Source organism: Fibrella rubiginis (genome assembly GCF_017353185.1).
Lineage (GTDB): Bacteria > Bacteroidota > Bacteroidia > Cytophagales > Spirosomataceae > Fibrella > Fibrella rubiginis.
Map to the genome: position 1 here is coordinate 17,307 of NZ_JAFMYV010000009.1, position 22,110 is coordinate 39,416.

Annotated in this window: 19 protein-coding genes; 14 read left to right on the forward strand and 5 right to left on the reverse strand. The window is 56.3% G+C overall.

Translation table 11 applies throughout. From position 1 onward, the window contains the following. Positions 1–25 precede the first annotated feature (25 nt). A complete protein-coding gene (locus tag J2I47_RS17075) occupies positions 26–919 on the reverse strand; it encodes a helix-turn-helix domain-containing protein (RefSeq protein WP_207365808.1) in 894 nt (297 codons plus the stop codon). Positions 920–1,034: 115 nt separating this feature from the next. Between J2I47_RS17075 and pcaH the strand changes: the two genes are divergently transcribed. From pcaH to J2I47_RS17125, 10 genes are all read left to right on the forward strand, one after another. Next, a complete protein-coding gene (pcaH, locus tag J2I47_RS17080; protein ID WP_207365809.1) occupies positions 1,035–1,718 on the forward strand; it encodes a protocatechuate 3,4-dioxygenase subunit beta in 684 nt (227 codons plus the stop codon). After that, a complete protein-coding gene (gene pcaG, locus J2I47_RS17085; protein WP_207365810.1) occupies positions 1,715–2,290 on the forward strand; it encodes a protocatechuate 3,4-dioxygenase subunit alpha in 576 nt (191 codons plus the stop codon). The genes pcaH and pcaG overlap by 4 nt, the downstream gene beginning before the upstream one ends. 30 nt (positions 2,291–2,320) lie before the next feature. Continuing rightward, positions 2,321–3,394, forward strand: a complete 1,074-nt coding sequence (gene pcaB, locus J2I47_RS17090; protein WP_207365811.1) for a 3-carboxy-cis,cis-muconate cycloisomerase — start codon at positions 2,321–2,323, stop codon at positions 3,392–3,394. Positions 3,395–3,502: 108 nt separating this feature from the next. Further along, on the forward strand, positions 3,503–4,621 hold the full coding sequence (pcaDC, locus tag J2I47_RS17095; RefSeq protein ID WP_207365812.1) for a bifunctional 3-oxoadipate enol-lactonase/4-carboxymuconolactone decarboxylase PcaDC: 1,119 nt from the start codon (positions 3,503–3,505) through the stop codon (positions 4,619–4,621). 13 nt (positions 4,622–4,634) lie between these two features. Continuing rightward, on the forward strand, positions 4,635–5,852 hold the full coding sequence (locus J2I47_RS17100) for a 4-hydroxybenzoate 3-monooxygenase (RefSeq protein ID WP_207365813.1): 1,218 nt from the start codon (positions 4,635–4,637) through the stop codon (positions 5,850–5,852). A 3-nt stretch (positions 5,853–5,855) separates the two neighbouring features. Further along, positions 5,856–7,199, forward strand: coding sequence for a 3-oxoacid CoA-transferase (locus tag J2I47_RS17105; RefSeq protein WP_207365814.1), 1,344 nt, complete (start codon positions 5,856–5,858; stop codon positions 7,197–7,199). A 106-nt stretch (positions 7,200–7,305) separates the two neighbouring features. After that, on the forward strand, positions 7,306–8,514 hold the full coding sequence (gene pcaF / locus J2I47_RS17110; RefSeq protein ID WP_207365815.1) for a 3-oxoadipyl-CoA thiolase: 1,209 nt from the start codon (positions 7,306–7,308) through the stop codon (positions 8,512–8,514). Between the two features lie 49 nt (positions 8,515–8,563). Next, a complete protein-coding gene (locus J2I47_RS17115) occupies positions 8,564–8,941 on the forward strand; it encodes a gamma-glutamylcyclotransferase family protein (protein ID WP_207365816.1) in 378 nt (125 codons plus the stop codon). A gap of 226 nt (positions 8,942–9,167) precedes the next feature. After that, the gene (locus tag J2I47_RS17120) at positions 9,168–9,962 is read left to right on the forward strand and encodes an energy transducer TonB (RefSeq protein WP_207365817.1); all 795 of its coding nucleotides are present in this window, start codon (positions 9,168–9,170) and stop codon (positions 9,960–9,962) included. 57 nt (positions 9,963–10,019) lie between these two features. Continuing rightward, positions 10,020–11,342 (forward strand): glycoside hydrolase family 2 TIM barrel-domain containing protein, encoded by a 1,323-nt coding sequence (locus tag J2I47_RS17125; RefSeq protein ID WP_207365818.1) that lies wholly within the window; start codon positions 10,020–10,022, stop codon positions 11,340–11,342. A gap of 3 nt (positions 11,343–11,345) precedes the next feature. Here the strand turns inward: J2I47_RS17125 and J2I47_RS17130 are convergent, their stop codons facing one another. Then, positions 11,346–13,889: a glycosyltransferase gene (locus tag J2I47_RS17130; RefSeq protein WP_207365819.1), complete on the reverse strand. Its 2,544-nt coding sequence runs from the start codon at positions 13,887–13,889 to the stop codon at positions 11,346–11,348. A gap of 95 nt (positions 13,890–13,984) precedes the next feature. Then, on the reverse strand, positions 13,985–14,506 hold the full coding sequence (locus J2I47_RS17135) for a GNAT family N-acetyltransferase (protein ID WP_207365820.1): 522 nt from the start codon (positions 14,504–14,506) through the stop codon (positions 13,985–13,987). Positions 14,507–14,734: 228 nt separating this feature from the next. Between J2I47_RS17135 and J2I47_RS17140 the strand changes: the two genes are divergently transcribed. From J2I47_RS17140 to J2I47_RS17155, 4 genes are all read left to right on the forward strand, one after another. Next, positions 14,735–15,628, forward strand: coding sequence for a helix-turn-helix domain-containing protein (locus tag J2I47_RS17140; protein ID WP_207365821.1), 894 nt, complete (start codon positions 14,735–14,737; stop codon positions 15,626–15,628). 125 nt (positions 15,629–15,753) lie between these two features. Beyond that, a complete protein-coding gene (locus J2I47_RS17145; RefSeq protein WP_207365822.1) occupies positions 15,754–16,635 on the forward strand; it encodes a helix-turn-helix domain-containing protein in 882 nt (293 codons plus the stop codon). Positions 16,636–16,697: 62 nt separating this feature from the next. Further along, complete coding sequence (locus tag J2I47_RS17150; RefSeq protein WP_229374708.1) at positions 16,698–16,868, forward strand: BBE domain-containing protein; 171 nt, start codon at positions 16,698–16,700, stop codon at positions 16,866–16,868. A 292-nt stretch (positions 16,869–17,160) separates the two neighbouring features. Continuing rightward, positions 17,161–18,321: a vanadium-dependent haloperoxidase gene (locus J2I47_RS17155; RefSeq protein WP_229374742.1), complete on the forward strand. Its 1,161-nt coding sequence runs from the start codon at positions 17,161–17,163 to the stop codon at positions 18,319–18,321. Between the two features lie 67 nt (positions 18,322–18,388). Here the strand turns inward: J2I47_RS17155 and J2I47_RS17160 are convergent, their stop codons facing one another. Together J2I47_RS17160 and J2I47_RS17165 are read right to left on the reverse strand one after the other, a co-directional pair. After that, complete coding sequence (locus tag J2I47_RS17160) at positions 18,389–20,116, reverse strand: M28 family metallopeptidase (protein WP_207365824.1); 1,728 nt, start codon at positions 20,114–20,116, stop codon at positions 18,389–18,391. A gap of 347 nt (positions 20,117–20,463) precedes the next feature. Continuing rightward, on the reverse strand, positions 20,464–21,852 hold the full coding sequence (locus tag J2I47_RS17165) for a RagB/SusD family nutrient uptake outer membrane protein (RefSeq protein WP_207365825.1): 1,389 nt from the start codon (positions 21,850–21,852) through the stop codon (positions 20,464–20,466). Between the last annotated feature and the right edge of the window lie 258 nt (positions 21,853–22,110).

Genomic DNA, 22,110 nt, shown 5'->3' on the forward strand with positions numbered 1-22,110 from the left:
CATGTTTGGTTTGTCTAAGATGCCGCTAGTTGTCTGGCCCGGCTACGCCGTTTCTGCGGAACGCTTTGGGCGACAGGCCGACGTACTTTTTGAACAGGCGGGAGAAATAGGCCGCGTCACCAAAATTCAGTTGGTAAGCAATTTCGGCCACCGTAAAATCAGTGTGGGTCAGGTAGCCGCGGGCCTCCGTCAGAAAATAGTCATAGACAACCTGCATGGCCGTTTTCCCGACTAAATTCCGGCAGACTCTGTTTAGATGTATCGCTGTAATGTGCTGTTCGTCAGCGTATTGGCTGATATTTTTTTGCGGGTTGCGACTACGCCGAATGCTCTGTTGAAACTGCTGGAAGAGGGTGAGGCTGCGGTTTCGGTTGGTGGTATCTACCGTATGATGCCCATTTACGTACCTGAACAGGTCGGTCAGCAGGGCCGTAAGCAACGAATTAATGACCGTACTGCGGCCCGGCAGGTTATCCGTCGCTTCGTCGCTTAACCGGATAAGGATCATTTTCAGGTAAGTAAACCAGGTTTTATTAGTCTGTAAAGCAATGATATGCAGATCGTTATGCCCACTGTCGAGAAAAGGCAGGCTGCTGACTACCTGCTGCACAAACGCCGACGACAACGTCAGCACCATGCCGGTTGTGTTGGCCGAGTAGTTGAACCCGTGCAGGGTATTGTCGGGAATTTGCAGCAAACAGGGGCTAGTAAACAACAGGTCGCCCCGTTCGGTATAGAGCGTGCCGCTGCCCGTTTCGATGCAAAAGAGCTGGAACAGCTGTGCGTGGATATGCGGTTTGATGAGCCATTTATGCTGAAGGCTACGGGCTTCGATTCGTTCGATATGCACGAAATCGGGTAAGATAGCGGGGTAATGGTCGCCGTAGAGGCCATCGTAATTCTGGAGGGAGGCCTTCATGGCTCGGGTAGTCGGTGGCGCAGGATGTATGATTTGTCTCTGTTTATTGCTGCTTCGTCCAAAAGGCGTTCCTCCAATGCCTTTACTTTTGCTCTGTTGACAGTCCTTCTACCGTATGACCGCTTCGGCAACGCACCCGCCCCACCTGTACCCGGACTATAAGTCTACGATCCTGCGCAGCCCAACACAGCCCCTGTTGCTGGTGCCCGACCACCTGCGTAACCTGCGCCTGCCCGTCTTCGGCGAGTCGTGCCTGGGTGAACTGGATAACGACCTGACCAAAAACGCCCGCAAAAACGGCGAACCCATCGGCGAACGAATCAGGGTATTTGGCCGGGTGCTCGACGAGTCGGGTCGACCGATACCCAACGCGCTGCTCGAAATCTGGCAGGCGAACGCTGCGGGTCGGTACATTCACAAAGCCGAAATTCACGATGCTCCCCTCGACCCCAACTTTTTGGGTGCGGGCCGGGTGCTGACCAACGCCGAGGGCCACTATTCGTTCTACACCATCAAGCCGGGGGCCTACCCCTGGGGCAACCATTACAACGCCTGGCGACCCAATCACATCCATTTTTCGGTGTTCGGGCATTTCCTCGATCAGCGGCTGGTGACGCAGATGTACTTCCCCGGCGACCCGCTGTTTGCCTACGACCCCATCTTTCAGTCGACGCCCGTGCAGGCCCGCGAACGGCTAATTGCCCAGTTTCGGATGGAGCAGACGGAGGCCGAATTTGCCCTTGCCTATGAATTTACTATTGTGCTCAACGGCCGTACCCAAACCCCTTTTGACCGATGAACCCGCCGCTGTTAACACCTTCGCAAACCGTTGGGCCGTTTTTTGCCTACAGCCTCACGGCCCGCCAGTATGGCTACGACTACAGCAGCCTGCTCGATGCGCACCTGGCCGACACGAACCGCGACAAACAAATCATACTAACCGGTCGTATCTTCGACGGGGCGGGCAACGTAGTCAATGATGCGGTGGTTGAATTTTGGCAACCGGAGCCGCAGCACCCCGACGTCATCGACTATCCCCGTCGGCCGGGTACGTTCAGGGGCTTTGGGCGGTTGGGAACAGGCACTACCGCCGACCATAGCTTTACGTTTACCACGTTTAAGCCCACAGCAACGGTGACCGGCGATGCTCCCCACGTCAACGTGATCCTGATGATGCGCGGCTCGCTACGGACGCTCTATACACGGCTTTATTTCGCCGACGAACCCGAAGCCAATGCCCACGATGCGCTGCTGAACAGCATTGCCTCTGAACGGCGCACTACGTTACTGGCCAACCAAATTGGTGTCGACACCTACCAGTTCGACATCCGGTTGCAGGGTGAGAATGAAACCGTATTTTTTGACCTGTGAATAGGTCCGCCGCTGCGGGGCCATCTAACCATGCTAGCCGACTCGATTTTTACGACCCCATCTGTTGAAGCCCTGTTTGCTGACACGGTCGAACTGCGGTACATGCTGGCGGTCGAAGCGGCGTTGGCAGCAGCGCAGGCGGCCGCTGGGCTGATTCCCGATGCCGCCGCGCAACGCATCAATGAGGTGTGCGCCCAAACCGACTGGTCCATCGAACTGATTGCCACACAGACACAGCTGGCCGGAAACCCGGCCATTCCGGTTGTGAACGAGTTAAAACGACGGGTGGGCTTATTGACCCCCAATTTGGTTGGGTACGTTCACGTTGGCGCTACCAGCCAGGATCTGATCGACACGGCTTTGATGCTACAGCTAAAGGCCGCTTTCCCGCTGCTTCAGACTGCGCTGGTCGACCTGATCGGGCAATTAAAAGCCCTGGCTGATGCCTGCGGAAATACCCCTCTGATGGGTCGTACGCTGCTGCAGCATGCTTTACCAATCATGTTTGGGCATAAGATCGCGGGCTGGCTCGATGGCCTGAACCGATCTGCCGCCCACCTCGAACACATGGCGCAAACCGGGCTGGTGGTGCAACTGGGCGGCCCGGTGGGTACGTTGGCGCAGATGGGCACCGAGGGACCAGCCATCCGGAAACAGGTAGCCGAGGCCCTGGGACTGGGGGATGCCCCCGCCTGGCATACACAGCGCGACCGGCTAGCCGACATTGCCGCGCCGCTCGGCACGCTCAACGGACTGCTGGGCAAACTAGCAACCGATATGATCCTGCTGATGCAAACAGAAGTGGATGAACTGCGCGAACGGGCCGAAGCAGGCAAGGGTGGCTCATCGTCGATGCCGCACAAGCGTAACCCGGTCTCGGCTACGTTTATGGTTGCCATTGCCCACCAGACACCCGCTTTAGTCGCCACCTTACTGGGGAGCATGCTTCAGCCCCACGAACGGGCCGCCGGGGCCTGGCATAGCGAGTGGCCCGTTATCCGGCAGTTGGTTAAACTCACCGCCGCCAACCTCTATCACGCCAACAACCTGCTGACGGGCCTGGAAGTAGATACAGCGCGCATGAAAACGAATAGCAAAAATTGATGGGCCGCCGATCGTTATGATTTTTATGATCCTGTATGATTTAAAGAAAGATCATGTAGGATCATAAAAATCATAACGATCGGCGGCCCATCAGAACCATCAATCATAATGCTTCACTACCAACTCGACGGGCGGCAAACTGGCCCTGTGCTGGTTTTTTCCAACTCGCTGGGAGCTAATCTGAGCATGTGGGATTGGGTGTTGCCCCGGCTGCGACCCCATTTTCGTATCCTGCGCTACGACACGCGGGGGCATGGGCAATCGGAGGTGACGCCGGGACCTTACACGCTCGATCAGTTGGGGGGAGATGTCATTGCCCTGCTCGATGCGCTGGCTATTGACAAAGTCTTTTTTTGCGGGCTGTCGTTGGGTGGGCTGACCGGGCAGTGGCTGGGTGTTCACCATACCGACCGGTTGCATAAACTGGTTTTGTGCAACACCGCAGCCCGTATCGGCACCATCGAGGGTTGGCATGAGCGCATACAGGCCGTGCAGGAAAATGGCGTAAAAGCCCTGGCTCCGTCTATCCTGGCTCGCTGGCTCACCGAAGCATACCGCACAGCCAACCCCGCCCTGGCCGCGCAGTTGCTGACCATGATTGGGCAGACCGCCACCGATGGGTACACCGCCTGCTGTGCGGCCCTGCGCGACGCCGATCTGCGCGATGCCATTAGCCGGATCAACGTCCCTACGCTGGTCATAGCGGGTCAACAGGACCCCGTTACCACCGTGGCCGATGGCCAGTTCATCGCCGAACAAATCCCCGATGCCCTGCTGCGGACGCTGCAAACAGCCCACCTGTCGGCCATCGAAGCGGCGGATGCGTTTGCCGATGCCCTATTGTCCTTTTTAAGCCCAACCAGCGCAGGCCTCTACGACGTTGGTATGACAACCCGACGGGCGGTACTGGGCGATGCGCACGTAGACCGGGCCACCGCCAATACAACCCCGTTTACGGCTGACTTTCAGGATTTTATTACGCGCTACGCCTGGGGCGACATCTGGACCCGGCCCGGCCTGCCCCGCCATTCGCGGAGCCTGATTACGCTGGCCATGCTCATTGCGCTCAACCGCGAGGCCGAATTCAGGATGCACGTCCGGGCGGCGTTTAACAATGGTGTTACCGTGGAAGAAATCAAGGAAATAATCATGCACTCAGCCCTCTACTGTGGCCTTCCTGCCGCCAACGCGGCCTTCCAGGCTGCTATGGAAGTCATTGATCACTAGTCTAATAGCTACCATGAAGCACACCCAAGTAGGCATTATCGGGGCTGGTCCAGCAGGGTTGTTGCTGGCGCAGTTGCTGCATCAGCAGGGAATTGAATCGGTGGTGCTGGAAAACCGGCCCCGGCAGCGTGTAGAAAGTCGGCAGCGGGCGGGTTTGCTGGAACAGGGCACCGTCGACAGGCTCCGGCAGGCAGGAGCGGCTGACCGGCTCGACCGCGAGGGGCTGATTCACAACGGCGTGATCCTGAGCTTCAACGGCAAACGCCACCGCATCGACCTGGCCGAGCTAACGGGCGGCTCCCGCGTGACCATCTATGCGCAAACCGAAGTGGTGAAAGACCTGATTCAACTACGGCTGGATAGTTCGTTGCCAGGCGCGGGCGAATCTATTGTTTTTGACGCGAAAGCTGTTGACATTCAGCACGTTGATGATGGCGAAAAGCCAGTGGTTCACTACACCCATAACGGCGAAGCGCATACCCTTACCTGTGATTTTGTGGCGGGCTGCGACGGCTTCCACGGCATTTCGCGCAAGGCCATCCCGGAGGCGTTGACGCGGGTCTATGATAAAACGTATCCCTACTGCTGGCTGGGTATTCTGGCCAAGGTGCCCCCCTCTACCCACGAGCTAATCTACGCCTACCACGAGCGCGGCTTCGCGCTCCACAGCATGCGGTCGCCCGACATTTCGCGGCTCTACGTGCAGTGCGACGTGACCGATACGGTAGATGACTGGCCTGATGAACGCATCTGGTCGGAGTTGCAAATCCGGCTGGGCACAACAGACTGGGCGTTGCAGGAAGGCCCCATTCTGGAAAAAACCATTACCCCCATGCGGAGCTTCGTGAGTGAACCCATGCAACACGGGCGGCTGTTTCTGGCGGGCGATTCGGCCCATATTGTGCCACCCACCGGTGCCAAAGGCCTCAACATGGCCGTTGCCGATGCCGGGCAGTTGTTCGACGCGCTGATGCGCTGGTACCGCGACGGGTCGATGGCCGACTTGCAGGACTACACCGCCTGTTGCATGCGCCGGGTTTGGCGGGTACAGGAGTTCTCGAACTTCATGACCGACCTTTTTCACCATAATGCAGATAAGTCAGCTTTTGATCTGGCCCTGCAAGCATCCCGATTTAACCAGCTCATAGCCAGTCAGGTAGCCTCGGCGGTAGTTGCTGAAAACTACGTTGGTCTGGGAGCAAAACGAGCGGGTGAATCTGTACTGACCTAATCCATGAAAACAGTACCTCAATTAACCGTTCACGAAGCGGCTGCGTTGGTCAACGACGGCGATACCCTGCTGCAGGGCGGTTTCGGCATGACCGGCAACCCGGTTCATCTTATGCATGCCCTGGCCGAACGCGGCACCCGCAACCTAACCTTCATTGGCAACAACACCGGCGAACCGGGACTGGGCGGCGGACGGCTGTTGCGCAATGGGCAGCTTAAAAAAATAATTGGCTCGTTTTTCACGTCCAATCCCGACGCGGTCAGGGCGGCGCAGTCGGGTGCGGTGGCCTACGAACTGCTGCCGCAGGGAACGCTGGCCGAAGCCCTGCGGGCGGGCGGAGCCGGTATCGGCGGGTTCTACACGCCCACCGCCGCTGGCACCCTCATTGCGCAGGAACAGGAAACCAAAGTGATCGACGGGGTGGAGCAGGTATTTGTGAAGGCTCTTCGCGGTAATGTGGCCTTTATCCGGGCCTGGCGCGCCGACACCGCTGGCAACCTATGCTACCGGATGACCGAACAGAACTTCAACCGGGCTATGGCCACGGCGGCCGATCTGGTCATTGCTGAAGTCGAAGAAATCGTGCCCGTTGGCAGCCTTGCTCCGGAACACATCCACACGCCCGGCTGCTTCGTGGATTACCTGGTCGAAGCAAAACTGACCCTCGACGACCTGGGCAGTTCGGCTTCGGTTTCGTCGTCCAAAAAAGTCGATGACAGTCGGATGAATATGGCCCGCCGCGCCCTGGCCGAATTGCGTCGGGGCGATGTGGTCAACCTCGGCATCGGCATCCCGACGTTGGTGGCCGACCTGATCACGCCGCAGCACGGTGTCATCCTGCACACCGAAAACGGCATGCTCGGCGTTGGCCCCGTGCCGGTTAATGGTGGCGGCGCGATGGACTACCCCGTCAATGCCGGTAAGATTCCCGTGACGGCCCTGCCCGGCAGCAGCTATTTCGATTCCGCCGATTCGTTTGCCATGATCCGGGGCGGGCATATCGACGTGGCCATTATGGGTGGTCTGGAAGTAGACGAAGCCGCCAACCTGGCTAACTGGGCCGTACCGGGCAAACCGTTGCTGGGTGTGGGCGGCGCTATGGACCTGGCACGGGGCGCTAAACGGCTCATTATCACCATGACTCACACCAATCCCGACGGCTCGCCGAAGATTGTTCCGGCCTGCAGGCTGCCCCTCACGGCCTCCGGCGTTGTTAGCTTACTCATCACCGACCTCGCCGTATTCGGCTACCCGAACGGCCAACTGACCCTGCTCGAACGAATGCCCGGCGCAACGCTAAACGAGATTCAGGCTAAGACAAGTGCAAACTATATAATTGCCCATTGATGGGCCGCTGATTGTTATGATGCTTATGATGCATTATGATTTAAAAAAAGATCATAATGCATCATAAGCATCATAACAATCAGCGGCCCATCAATCCCCAACCCCCATGACTGACGCTTATATCATTGATGCTATCCGCACGCCGATTGGTAGTTTTGGCGGTAGCCTGTCGCCCGTCCGGGCCGACGATCTGGCCGCTTTCGTGCTGACGGCCCTGCTGGAACGTAGTCCAACGCTGCCACCCGACGCCGTGGCGGACGTTATTTTGGGTTGCCACAATCAGGCGGGCGAAGACAACCGCAACGTGGCCCGCATGGCGCTGCTGCTGGCCGGACTGCCCCCCACCGTGCCGGGCGAAACCGTCAACCGGCTGTGCGCATCGGGGATGTCGGCGGTGGTGCAGGCGGGCCGGGCTATCCGTGCGGGCGATGGCGACGTGTTCATGGCCGGGGGTATAGAGCACATGACGCGGGGTCCCTGGGTGATGTCGAAGAGTGCCAGGCCGTTTGGCAATGATGCCAAACTCTACGATTCAAGCTTTGGCTGGCGGTTTGTTAACCCCCGGATGGAAGCCCTGTATGGCATCGACACGATGGGCATGACCGCCGAAAACCTGGTTGATCTCTATCACATCAGCCGCGATGATCAGGACCTGTTTGCCTACCGGTCGCAGCAGAAAGCGGCGCAGGCGCAACAGGCAGGGCGGTTTGCGCAGGAAATTCAACCCGTTCCGATTCCACAACCCCGGGGGGCAGCTCCTACTCTGTTTGCGGAGGATGAATTCGTGAAACCGCAAACGTCGCTGGAGAAGCTGGCGCAGTTAAAGCCGGCATTTAAACAGGGCGGTACCGTTACGGCGGGCAACGCGGCCGGGCTGAATGACGGCGCAGCGGCCATGCTGGTGGCTTCTGACAAGGCTGCCCGGCAATACAACCTCAAGCCCGTGGCCCGCCTGGTCAGTTGGGCTGTGGTAGGCGTCGAACCGCGCATTATGGGTATTGGCCCGGTGGGCGCTACACAGCAGGCCCTGGCCAAAGCGGGGCTAACCTTAGACCAGATTGACGTTATTGAGCTGAACGAGGCCTTTGCTGCCCAAAGTCTGGCCTGTACACGCCTGCTCGGCCTGACCGACGACGACACCCGTGTGAACCCCAACGGCGGGGCCATTGCCCTCGGCCATCCGCTGGGCATGTCGGGCACCCGTTTGCTGCAAACGCTGGCGCTGGAACTGCAACTAAAGCAAAAACGCTACGGCCTGGCCACCATGTGCGTTGGGGTGGGGCAGGGGTATGCCGTCGTCATTGAGCGCGTGTAATACCCTGGGGTAGGTACGTCGATTTGGCTCATAATCACTATACTTGCTTATGAATCTATTTGTCTACGGCACCCTGCGCAGCACTTATGGCAACCCAATGGCCCACTTGCTCCGGCAGCATGCCCGCTTGCTGGGACATGGCTGGGTACCGGGGCGTCTTTTTAACCTGGGCTGGTATCCCGGTGCTACCTACGAACCCGACAGTAGCCACCGCGTCTGGGGTGACGTTTTTCAGATCGTCGACGAATCAATCCTAACTCAACTGGATGACTATGAAGGTATTAAGCACCACCCCGACGACGAATACGCCCGCCGGGAAGTGCCCGTCCACATGGCCGACGAAGCCGTTTCCTGCCAGATGTACGTATTCCTGAAAGTAGATGGGCACCAGACGCTGATCGAGTCAGGCAATTTTCTGGAAAGGTAGAAGGGGAGAGAGCTAAGAGCCAAGAGGTGAGAGTCAAGAGCCAAGAGGTGAGAGTCAAGAGCTAAGAGCCAAGAGGTAAGAGTGGCTGACGCAAGTGTACTCCTACGTCAGCCACTCTTACCTCTTGGCTCTTAGCTCTTGACTCTCACCTCTTGACTCTTAGCTCTCTCTCCTGTGCATTCATGCACCCGTCTGCATCTACACGGAAACAAACGTCTGTGTAGTCATGGCCAATTTCGACGATCTTATTTTTGAACACCGCAACCAGGCCTACGGGGCCTATGACCTGCGGAAAGCCTACCGGGCCACGCTGGGCCGGGCCGTTGTGCTGGGAAGCCTGCTGTTTGTGGGTGCCCTGCAAATCCCCTCGCTCTATGCGCTCGTAAAACCCGAACGTACGGCGTTTATGGATGAAATAACGCTCACAAACGTGACAACGGAAGCGCCGCCTGAAGACAAAGTGGTAATTCCGCCGAAAGAAGAAATAGCCCCCACGGTGGCTACGGTAAAGAATCTCGTGCCTGAGGTAGTGGCCGATGCCCCCGATGACGTGCCTCCCATCGCTACGGTCGACGAACTGAAAGAGGCCATCTCCGGCCAGACTACGCAGGAGGGCACCGGCGACATGGAGATCATCGCTCCGCCCGAATCGTCGGCCCCCACGGCCATTGAGCAGGCTATAGAAAAACCAGAAGTAAACGATGACGCTCCCTTCACCGTCGTTGAGCAGCAACCCGAATTTCCGGGCGGGATATCAGCCCTGGCCGCGTACCTGCAACGTAACCTGCACTACCCCGGTGCTGCCAGCAGCGCGGGTGTATCGGGCAAGGTATACCTGAACTTCATTGTCAACACAGATGGCAGCCTCGTTGACGTGGAGGTGATCAAAGGCATTGGTTTTGGCTGCGACGACGAGGCGCTTCGCGTGGTGAAAAACATGCCCCGCTGGAAAGCCGGGCGGCAGGCCGGCCGGACGGTGCGCGTGAAATTCACCCTGCCCGTGGTTTTTCGGCTGGATTAACCCACTTGTATAATTTTGTTGCCAACGTGACGGATGAGGCAAGGGTAGTCAACATATATGATGATTACCTATTGGGAAGTTAAAACGCGAAGAATCTTCTGGTTAGCCCCGCTGTTTTTAGTCATGTTGGGTGGTTGTGAGGGCAGAAATGGGCAACGCCCCACCGACACAGCCCCCACGGCACCCACCGCCATTCGGTTCAACGGGCAGTCGTATGAACTGTACTGGCATGGCAAACCCTACTACATCAAGGGTGCAGGCGGCGTGAGCCATCTGGCCCAGCTCAAGGCCTGTGGTGGTAATTCGGTGCGGGTTTGGGACGACATAGACGCCGGCCGGATTCTCGACGAAGCCCAGCGGCTGGGCCTGACCGTGATGCTGGGTCTCTGGGTAGAGCGCGAAATGGAGGGGTTCGACTACGACGACCAGCCCGCCGTGGAGCGGCAGTACCAGCGCATTCGTAAAACGGTGCTCAAATACCGCCACCACCCGGCTCTGCTCATGTGGTGTGTGGGCAACGAATGGGCATTGGAAGCCGATAATTTCAAAGTATACGACGAGGTGAACCGCCTCTCTCAACTGGTTCATTCGCTGGATAACAATCATCCCGTCAGCACGGCCATGTCGTCAGACAGTGAACGGTCTATTCGCCTGGTAGCCCAGCGTTGTACCGATGTCGACGTGCTTTCGGTAAACTCATACGCACTCACGTCGCAGCTTGCCAAATTTCTGGATAAAGGTGGCTGGCACAAACCCTACCTGATTTCGGAATACGGCGCCCCCGGCTACTGGGAAACAACCCTGGCCCCCTGGGGTGCGCCCGACGAACCGAACAGTGAACAGAAAGCCAAATCGGTGCGCGACTTTTACCACGCTTACATCGGATCCTACCCGCCCAATTGCTTTGGCGCTTACCTGTTCTATTGGGGAACCAAGCAGGAAGAAACCCATACGTGGTTCAGCGTTTTCGACGAAGAGGGCCGCGAATCGCCGCTGGTGGGGGTGATGCAGGAGTTGTGGTCGCGGCGCAAACCGGCTAACCTGGCTCCGGTAGTTAAGCGGCTATTGATTGACGGAAAGCCCTTGCTAAACCAGTCATTTACGGCGTCAAGGCCATGGCATCAGGCTCATTTTCAGGTTGTTGACCCGGAGAAAGATACGCTTACCTACTACTGGGAAGTGAAACAGCGAGCTGAGTCGGGCACCGACTACGTAGGCGTACCCCGCCCCGCTCTTGAAGGGCTTCTGGATGGTAACAATACCCCAACTGTTCGCTTCCGGCTACCGGCCAGGCCCGGTGCCTACCGCCTCTTCGCCAACGCCTACGACGGGCATCATCACGTGGCCACCGCCAATTTTTCGTTTGAGGTAAAGAAGTAAGTCTTACTCCGCCGCTGTCATCAACGCCTTGCGATGCCGTTGTAAAGCGGCCCGTTCGCCAAACACAACACCCCTGATTTCGGGGTAGCGCTCCCGCATCAGGTCAAGGGCTTCAGTCGTCCATTGCGCGGCGGTGCGAGGTTCGGTCAGTGACGAAAGCTGGGTGATCAGAATGGGTTTCTGGCGGATGGTATAGTCGGGATGGGTGCGCACAGTGGTGTGTATTGGCTGAAACAAGGCAGCAAACGAATGACTTTTCCAGTTAGCCTCCGCTGCCGGATCGTCTATTTCATCAAAACCAAGCCAGTCAACAGCGTCATTGCCGGGGTAATGGGCCACAAGCGTAGCCGGTTTGGTAGGGCACCACACCCAGAGCAGGTTGTCGGCCCCTTTCCGGCGACAACCTGCCACCAGATAGCGCCACGTTTGCTGGTAAAGGGCCAGGTCACGCTCTTCAGAAAGGCTCCAGGGCTGGGCGGGATCGTCGAAACGGGGCATGAAACTGACCAGAATGGGGGTACCATACGCTTTTGCCGACAGGGCAAATTCAGCCAGGGCCTCGTCGCGCTCACCCCGCAGGATACTGCCCAGAAACGCCTGAAGGCCCCCTTCTCCCGCCGACAGTCCCGCTGGTTCGATCAGGAGTAGGGGAAATTTGACGTCTGGCTGGCCGCTTGCCCGCCCAGGAATGGCTGAGCCTGCCGCCACTGGCCAGCTTAGGTGATAAGGCACGATCAGGGTATCGGCCGTTTGGCGGGCCAGGGTAGTGCCGTCGGGGGTCAGGCCCACGTAGAAGGGTTGGGTGGTGGCAAACCGCAGGTGTCTGGGCAGGTGGTCGGTACGTTTGTTGTAGGTAAACACGCCCATTCCCAGCGTCAGCACCAGCACGCCAATAAACAACGGCAAAGCCCACCGCCGGAGCCAGTAGTAGAGGCTGTAGCGAACCCGCCAGGCAACCAGCCGCATAGACCAGAAAAAATCGGGCCTCCAGGCCGACAACCGGCTGATCCAGCTGCCAATAGTCAGCAGCATCTTCTCCTGACCAATGATGATGTTGATGCTCATAATCAGCACGTTGAGCAGGCCAAAGCCAATCATCAGCTGCGAATAAACGTTGTTCAACGTGAATCGGCCATACCAGTAAAGGCTAAAACCAATGGCGCCCAGCGTGAGTAGGGCCATAAGCAGATTGGGTAAGATGAGGACCAGGTTATTGCGCGGCTTGTCGTCTTTCGGGGTGGGGATATAGGGCACTTTTACCCGGAAAATAGTGTAGACAAACCCCAGCACATACACCCACCACGTACCGCTGGCCAACACACCGCCCACCAGGTGAAAGCCGGCTTCGTGCCGCTCTACCAGCCACCGTTGCGCATACTGCCGAACCAGAAACGCGGTCAGAAAAACGGGAACATAGGCTGTGGCAAACAGCAACAGATCGAGTTGCAAAGGCAGCCGCATCAGCACCAGCGACAGAATGGGAATCAGAATGTCGATGAGTTGCACCGTACCCAGCAGGTAATACAGCGGCAGGGTGCCGTAGTGCAGCTTTTGCCGAAACGATAGTCCGCCAAACACGCGCGGGTAGGTGGTTACGAGCAGTTCAAACGTGCCCCGCGCCCACTTTAACTGCTGCTTGTAATAGGCCGATAGGGTGGCCGGTACCAATCCGTATGACAGCGGTAGTGGCACATACGCCGACGTCCAGCCTTTCGCGTGCAGCCGCATGGCCGTGTGCATATCTTCACTCAGCCCGTTGGCGTGCCCGCCGATGCTGTCCAGCGCCTCGCGCCGGAACGTGCAGTTGGCACCAATGGCCTGGGCCGTGCCATATTGACCCATGCAGGTCATCATGGGGCCATAGAAACTGTATGTCTGCTCGGTGGCACCAAAGGCTACTACGCTCTCTTTGCGGTTGTAATACGCCTGCGCGCATTGCACAAAACCCACGGCGCTATCCTCAAAATAGGGGAGTACATGGTCCAGGAAATCGGGGACGGGCACGTGGTCGGGGTCGATGACGAGGCAGATGTCGCCGGTGGCCTGTTGCAGTGCGTTGTTGATGTTGCCCGCTTTGGCGTCGGTTTTGTCCCTGCGCGTCATGTGCCGTACGCCCATCTCGGCGCAAACCTGACGTAGATATGGGTCGTTGGCCTCGTCGCAGAGGTAGGTAGTGTGGGGGTAGGTGATGGCCTGAATAGCCCGCAATGTGTTGATGATCATGGCGTGGGGTTCGCCGGGGCAGTAGGTCGTCAGCACGTCGACGGTCCAGTCGCGGGTGACGGCGGGGCGCACGAGGGGCTTCACCTGCCAGTAGTGGTACCATTCGTGCAGCAGCCGGAGCGACTTAAACAGTACCGAGATCGTGAGGAGGGCAAACAGCCACGAATAGCCCCGGTTCTGCGGCTGAAAATACACCCACAGAAACGCCGCCATAAACAGCAACCCCATGACAATCAATAGCCTGACGGGCCGTAGATCATGGGGTTTCGACGAGAAATTATACGCTTCGTTAGGCGTAGCGTCCGTAAAGGTGGGCCATTGCATGGATAGATAGACGAATGAGGCTGTCCAGTTTAGACTTCATCTTTTCCGTCCGGTCAACACAATTAACTGTACTGTTTGTAGCGGGTGCTTAACGATCAAAATATTATCCTATAATACTGGCACAAAAAGTCCTGCCCGAACTCGTGAATTTGTTTTTGATAAAGCGGGGTAAAGCCGTTGCGTTCGTAGAAGCGCATCAGGGCCGGGCGGGTGGCATCGGTCTCTAACTGAATCTCGTGGATACCGCGTTTCAGGCAGACCTCTTTACAGAAATCGAGTATAGGCTTGAATAGGTTCTGCCCCGCAAAGGACCGCCGTATGGCTAGTTTGTGAATGATGCCTACGGTATTTGCCGGTACGTCGGGATAAAAGAGCGGGTCTTCCCATTGCAGGATAAACGTACCCGCCGGTTCGGCTGATTGGGATGCCGCACCGGCGTTGTTATCGTGAGCATACATCACGTAGCAATTGTCGCGGGTATAGTCGCTGATGAGGTTTTCCGCCGTTAGTGTGTCTGGCTCCCACATCAGTTGCCCTGAGTCGACGAGCCACTGTCCCACTTCCCGCACAAGTTGCAGAAAGACATCAGGCTGGTCATTATGAAAGGTATAGATCACCGGTAATGCTAGTTAAAAAAGGAGACTTTGCTGGCTAAACGGGTGCTTTCAGCCAGCATATTCAGTAACACAGCCAGAGTATGGGCTGTGTGCCACCACTTTTCGGGTCAGCTGTTAACACACGCTCGATTGGCAACTAGTACTGCTGGTACATAGATTTGTCTATTCCTACCCAGAAGGGCTAACGGTGAGTTGCCTCGAAAGCCGATGATACTAGCTACTTCCATTATGACGAACATACATGATTTTCTTGCCTATCTGCCGGGTACCTGCAAGCAGTTGGTTTGCAAAGACATACTGTTTGCCTACTACGACTGCCTACAGTCGCAGCACCGGGTGGATATTTATACCCACCACAGCTATCTTACGTTCACTATAAGCGGGGGAAAGCATCTTCATCGGGCAGGCAAAACCTGGACATTGACGAAGGGATGCTGTGAGTTTGTTAAGAAAGGGGCGTTTATTCAAGAGATGTATATTGACGAAGGATATCGCGCTATCACGATTTATGTGCCTGATCCGTATTTGCAAAACCTCATTCGTGAACACCGTCGATTTTACCATGTTAAAACGACCCCTAATCAACATACCGAGCAAATTATTGAATTGACTGTTAACGAAACAACGGCCAGGTTTATCCAGACGGTGCTGGCGTTCTTCAGTAATGCAATACTGCCTACCGAAACCGTTTTAGAAGAGCGGTTTCAGGAATTAGTTTATGCGCTGCTCACAAATCCGGCTAATCATAACCTTGTCACCTATTTAAACAGTTTGACGGAGCGGCCGCACGTATCGCTTTATGAAGTGATGGAGACTAATTATATGTACAATCTCTCCCTATGTGACTATGCCCGTATTGCCTGCCGGAGTTTGGCTACGTTCAAACGAGAATTTGCTACCATCTTCAATACGACACCTGGTAGGTGGCTGATACAAAAAAGGCTTTCATACGCCCAAACATTGTTGGAAATTACCGGGAAAAGTATTGCTGATATCGTATTTGAAAGCGGTTTCGAGAACGGTTCGCACTTCAGCCGGGCCTTTAAAGAAAAATATGGAATCGCACCCCTGCACTACCGCCAGCAAAACCAGAAGAACCTGACGGCAATCGGAGGGATTTAGCTCGTGGCTCCGCTATTTTGACCTCTACAGGCAATAAGTTGAGCCTCACAGCAAAGTGCTCTCCATCAGCAACGTATACCTTTGTTCTGTTCCTGAGCGAGTTAGCCCGCTAGACCCTTACGGTTATGATCAACGTGTACGAGTTTTTACGCTACCAGCCCGAACTCTACAAACAGTTCGTCTGCAAAGACTTGTTATTCGTTTATTACGACTGCCCGCAAGTAGTTCGCAAAGTAGATGTGTTCACGCATTACAACATTCTTTCCTTTGTCATTGATGGCAAAAAGCTGATAAACCGGCCTGAAAAGACGTGGCTGTTACAACCCGGATCCTGCTATTTTTTCCGGATAGGGGCTTACAATCAGGAGTTATATCTGGACGAAGGCTGGTGCTCCATGAATATGTACATCCCGGATAAGTACCTACAGCAACTCATCAGGCAGTATAATAAGCACACCAAAAATAAACCACTTGCTGAGCAACCCCTCGAACAGGTTACGGAACTGGCCGTCAGTGAACTCACACGAAGCTTGTCACAAACTATTCTGGCACACTTTTCTGATGATCAGCCGCCCGCCGAAGCGCAGTTGGCGCAGTATTTCAATGACTTGTTTCTGTCTATTCTCGATGATCCAGCCAATCAGCTAGTAGCTGCCTACCTGAATACGCTGGCCAAATGCCCCGATACGTCGCTGTACACGGTGATGGAAACGAGTTTCATGTATAACCTGTCGCTGACCGAATTCGCTAAGTTTTCTAACCGAAGTGTAACCACCTTCAAGCGGGAGTTCAAACGTATTTTCAATATGCCACCCGCCCAATGGCTACTACAAAAGCGATTAGACTATGCGGAGGTGCTGCTGACGAATACCGAAAAAAGCGTCGCCGATATTGCCGCTGAGAGTGGTTTCGTGAGTAACGCCCATTTCAGCAGAACATTCAGCCAAAAATTCGGTGCCTCACCCCTGCACTACCGGAAGCGGGGTGCGCCCTTGCTGATTGCCTGACATTTTTTCGTCAATTTCCTCTCACCAATAACTTCCATCAAACATGGTAGCTGAACGCTCTATTGCCCAATTCAAAGCAGCCCTGCACGACCAGCTATCGACTCTCAACGCGCGGCGACGACCGCATCCGGGCCACTTACGGTACAAACTACCAGAGGCCGGCCGCTACTAAAGCCACGTATGACCCGACTAATTTCTTCCGGGTAAACCAGCATATTCCGCCAGTCCGGTAAGACCTTTTCCAATTCGATATCGCCTGTAGGAGGGCCTTCCTGTAGTAGGTTGCTGATCACCGTCTGTGCTGCTTCTCCAACAAGTTTTCCGGCAAAAAAGCCGGACTGGGTGTCCGTTGCCAAAAATTCGTTCGTTTTTAACCAATCAAATCCCATGAAAAAGTCGTTCACTCTTACACTCCTTCTCAGCGCAGCCTTGTTGATGGCGTTCAACTCTCCGACTTCGGTGAGGCCCCAATGCATTGCCGAAAAGCCACTGGTGCAATCCAACCAGGTTATCATAGACTGGAATATGGTTGCGCTTCAAGCTTGCGGTGGCATTACTTATCAGCACGCGTTGCTGGCTTCGCATACCTACGCGATGGTGCACATGGCTATGTTTTTTGCCCTCAACGCCATTGCGCCCACCTATCAGCCCGATGACGCACTCCGCAAGGATGCACAGGCCGCACCCGTTGCGGCAGCAGCAAAAGCAGCTCATGACGTGCTGGCGGGTATTTTTCCCGAAAAACTACCCATGCTTGACTCGGCCCTGATTCAGTCGCTGACGAAGGTGCCAGTTGGTGAGAGCCTGAACCGGGGACTTGCTCTAGGCGGAGAAGCGGCGGCTGTCGTTCTGAAATGGCGCGACGGTGACGGCGCAATGCAAAACCCGGCGGTGGATGTGGCGGCCTCGACTGAAGCGGGCGTTTACCAGACGGTGCCGCCGTTCACATTTGTCTTTGCCCCATTCTGGCGCACCATGAAGCCTTTCGGTTTGAAGCAACCCGACCAGTTTCGCTCGCTTCCACATCCAACCCTTAACAGTACTGTGTACACCACAGCGTTTGACGAAGTAAAGGCAGTAGGGTCTATCGTGAGCCAAACCCGCACACCCGACCAGACGGCTTACGCAAAGTTTTGGTATGAATTTTCAGAAATTGGCTGGAACCGTATTGCTCGCACGGTGGCCGCAGATCGGAAGCTCGACCTGCTGGCAACGGCCCGGTTATTTGCCCTGCTTAATATGGCGATGGCCGACGCCTACATCTCGGGCTGGGATGCCAAATTTCATTACAATTTCTGGCGGCCTTACACAGCCATTCGCGGTGCCGCAACAGACGGTAATGCCGCAACATCGCCTGACCCGGCTTGGGAACCGCTCATGCCGACACCACCTGTGCAGGACTACCCGTCTACGCACAGTGCCTTAGGCAATGCCGCCGCTGTGGTGCTGGCGCACGTTTTTGGCGACAAAACCCGGTTTATAGCTACCTCCACAACGGCCGACCCCGTAACGGCTACGCGCAGTTTCAGCAGTTTTAGCCAGGCGGCAAAGGAGAACGCCGATTCGCGGGTTATGGCTGGTATTCACTTCCGGTTTTCGTGTGAGGCGGGTCTGGAGCTTGGCCGCAACGTGGGACAGTGGACGGTACACAATCATCTGCGGCCCCGATTGGTAGGGGCGAAATGAGGAGTCTCGACGGATATGCGTACGTGCTCCTTCTTCTTTTTCCATGAAACAGACAGGGCATTTATTTTTAACGCCCCTTCGTTAGTGGCCCAAACTTCGTCCCAAAGAAATCCCCCTGGTTCCAGACGGGGCGGATGTCGGCCTGGGCGGTGAGGTAGCCGATCAGGAATTGAAGTTGCACATGCCGGGCCGCCGCGCTCCAGTCGAAGGGTTGGTTCATGTCGTCCTGCGGTGTGTGGTAGATGGTAGCCCGCCAGTCGAGGTTGAGCTTGGTGCCGTCGCGGTCGTCGCCGGTGGTGCTGCCGCTTTTGATGTAAATGGCCGGAATGCCCTGCCGCACGAAGCTGAAATGGTCGGACCGCATAAACACGGCCTGTTCGGGGATGGGGTCTTTAGCGATCTGCACCCCCACAAACTGCGCGGCGGATTCAACGGCTCCCTTCATGCTCGAATGCTCGGAACCGTAGGGCACAATGTCGAGCAGGGGGTGGAAGAAAAAAGGCATGTCGAGGCAGAGATTTGCTACGATACTGGCCTTCGGCACCGTGGGGTTCGACGCGAAATAATCAGAACCAAGCAGGCCCATTTCTTCCCCCGTAACGGCCACAAACAGGATCGACCGGCGGGGTGCTTTGGGCAGCGACGCCAACAGCCGGGCCGTTTCCAGGTTGATGGCCACCCCCGATGCATTGTCATGCGCCCCGTTGTTGATCGAATCGGCAGACGTTCCTGCGATTTTGACAGGATCAGTCCGGCGATCCGGCGTGACGCCAAGGTGGTCGAGGTGCGAGACATAAACCACGTATTCGTCTTTCAGTTTGGGGTCTGAACCGGGCAGTAACCCTACGATGTTTTCGCCCACAAGTCCGTCGGCGAGATCAGTTTGGGTCTTGGCGCGAAATGAAACCGGCAGCGGAAACGCCTGCGCCTGACCCAGGTTGGCCGCTTTTCGGACTTCGTCAAACGTTTTCGGTGCCTTGTCGAACATCAGCCGGGCGGTTGAATCACCCAGTGAAGCCACCACCGCCAACTGTGGGAACGTGCGTTGTGCCTGCCCTTTGGCATCGGTCCAGCGGTAGGTGGCCTGCCGGTTACGCGGGGCGTTAGCTTCAATCCGGGCGCGGACGTCGGTGGGCAGGCTGAACGTGATCAGGCCTACGGCTCCGCGTGCGGCCGCCACCTCGGCTTTCGCCGACCCCGAATAGGCTCGTTGGTTGGAAGGGAACGTAGCCGGTGCACCGTTGAAACACGCTACGATCTTGCCCTGCACGTCGATCTTAGCGTAGTCGTCGTACCCCAGTTCGGGGGCCGACACACCAAAACCCACAAACACCACCGGGGCGGTCACTTCGCTGATGGGCTTGCCAAAGTTTGGGCTGAAGATGAAATGCTTACCGTAGGTCAGTCCTTTGGCCTGCCCACCCCGAATCATCACCAGCGAACTACCTTCTTCGCGCACCTGGGCTTTACGCAGGGGCACTGCCTGCCGAAACGTGCCATTTTGCCCACCCGCCGTAGCGCCGCCCGGCGTGGCAACACCTGGCTTGAAGCCAAGGGCTATAAACTGTTTTTCTACATACTGCGCCGCTAGGTCGTAGCCGGGTGTGCCCGGTTTGCGCCCCGCCAGTTTGTCGTCGGCGAGGTAGCGCATGTGTGCTTCAATGGTCTTGGGCCGTACGTTTTTCGCCGCCTTCTGCGCCTCGGCAGGAATGGCTGATTTGGACTGCGCAACGGTTAGGTTATAGGGTAATAATGTACTGATAGTCAGTAGTATAGCAGGTATAATTTTTTGCATTGGACTTGGCTGTTGGTCATTCGCTGTTTTCGTAGGTAAGATACCATCAAATGATTTACAGCCAGCAAAACGGCCCCGTCGGGGCCGAATGTTTGTAGCAAGCGGGGGCAGATCAACATATCGGCGTTTGTGGGTGTTGCTGGCGCTTTATGACTTCGCGCTTTGTGTCCTTGTGCAGAATAAAGGTTACAATAATAGCATTTTTTGTCATCCCGACGCCAGGAGGGATCTACTTTCCTTCAAGCAGATTCTGAATTAGGAAAGTAGATCCCTCCTGGCGTCGGGATGACAAAAAAGCACGAAGCCATACGCATCAGCCATCCTCATAGGGCAACAACACCTACGAGCTAATAACCCGGATTTTGCGGGAACGTGGCTGGGTTGTTATACGCGTCTATTTCGGCCTGTGGAATGGGGTAAATCAGGCGGTTGGGGGGCACGGTGATGTTCACGGCTTTCAGCGCATCAATGGCCGTACCGGTACGGATAAGGTCGAACCAACGGTCGTTTTCCAGGGCCAGTTCCAGTCGCCGTTCGTTGATTACTGCCGTGCGGAAAGCGGCTTGTGAAGCCAGTTGTGCCGCCGTGTAGGCAGGAGCACTCGCCCGCGTCCGGATTGCGTTGAGCGAGGTAAACGCTTCACCAGTAGCGGTGTAGCCCACTTCGTTCAGGGCTTCGGCATACATAAGCAGCACATCGGCATAACGCAGCACCGGGAAATCGTTGCCCACGTCGTTGGCCGATGAGAACTCGTCGTAGAACTTACGGGGCACCACGTTCACATTGTTCGGCACAGGCACCTGCTGTATCAGCGCCAGTCGTTTGTCGCCCGCCGGGTAGGCAGCTTGCAGCGTTGGCTCTATGTTATTGCCGATGTTAGTGCCGTACCAGAGGCTGTGGCCTTCCAGACCGCCTTTTTTGTATTTCACCGCAAACAGAATCTCCGCGTTATTCTTGTTCGTCACCAAAAACGGATCGCCGGGGTTAGCCAGCAGTTTGTAGGTGCCCGCGTTGACTACGTCGCGCAACACGGCTACGGCTTCGGCGTATTTCTTTTCGGTCAGATACACCTTGCCCAGCAGTCCCTTTGCCGCACCCGACGTGGCCCGGCCAATGTTGGTGCCCGTATAGCTAACGGGCAAATTGGTGCCTGCCGCGATCAGGTCTTTTTCGATGGCGGCGTAAATATCAGCCACCGAATTCCGGGTATACTGCCGGGCATCTGCCGTGGTACCAGCCGTCAAGACCAGCGGCACACTACCCCACAGCCGCACCAGGTTGAAGTAGGAGAGTGCCCGGATAAACTGCGCTTCGCCCTTGTAGCGGGCCTTCAGCGTAGCGTCGAAATCAACCGCGTCGATCTTGTCGAGAATGAGGTTCGTGCGGTTGATGCCCGCGTACAAACTGCCCCAGGTGTCGCGCAGAATGGTGTTGGTGGTCGGCTCGATGAACCGGTCGATGTTGTAACGCAAACCCGCGTTAGACGACGGGTCGTTGTCGAAGAAATTATCGCTCCGGGCTTCGATCAGCGTGTTGAAATCCCCGCCGTACTGGTTGCTGCTCTGCAGGGCATCATACGCCCCCGTTGCGGCGTTGCCGAAATCGTTGGCGGTGCGGTAGAAGTTGGCCGCGTTGGGCTGCGACTGGGGTGTCAGGTCCAGAAAATTGCTCTGGCACGACAGCCCGCCAAGCACCCAGAGTGGGAGAATCAGGAGGCGAAAGGGTATCGTTTTCATTAAAGTTAGCTGTGTTTTATGACTGATTATCAGTTGTTTTACTTCCTTGGTGAGCGCTGTGAAGCTACGCGCTGTAGTGTGGCTTCGCGCTCTAAGCCCTTCGACAGGCTCAGGGTGACACTGTAGCACCGAAGCTCCAGCTTCGGGAGTGAGCAATGGGCTAGGCATTAACTTAGCCGTTGTCACTCGGCTGGAGCCGAGCGACAACGGCTAACCGGGCGACAACAACCCGCCGAGCAACCACGGTGGGCTAGTCCG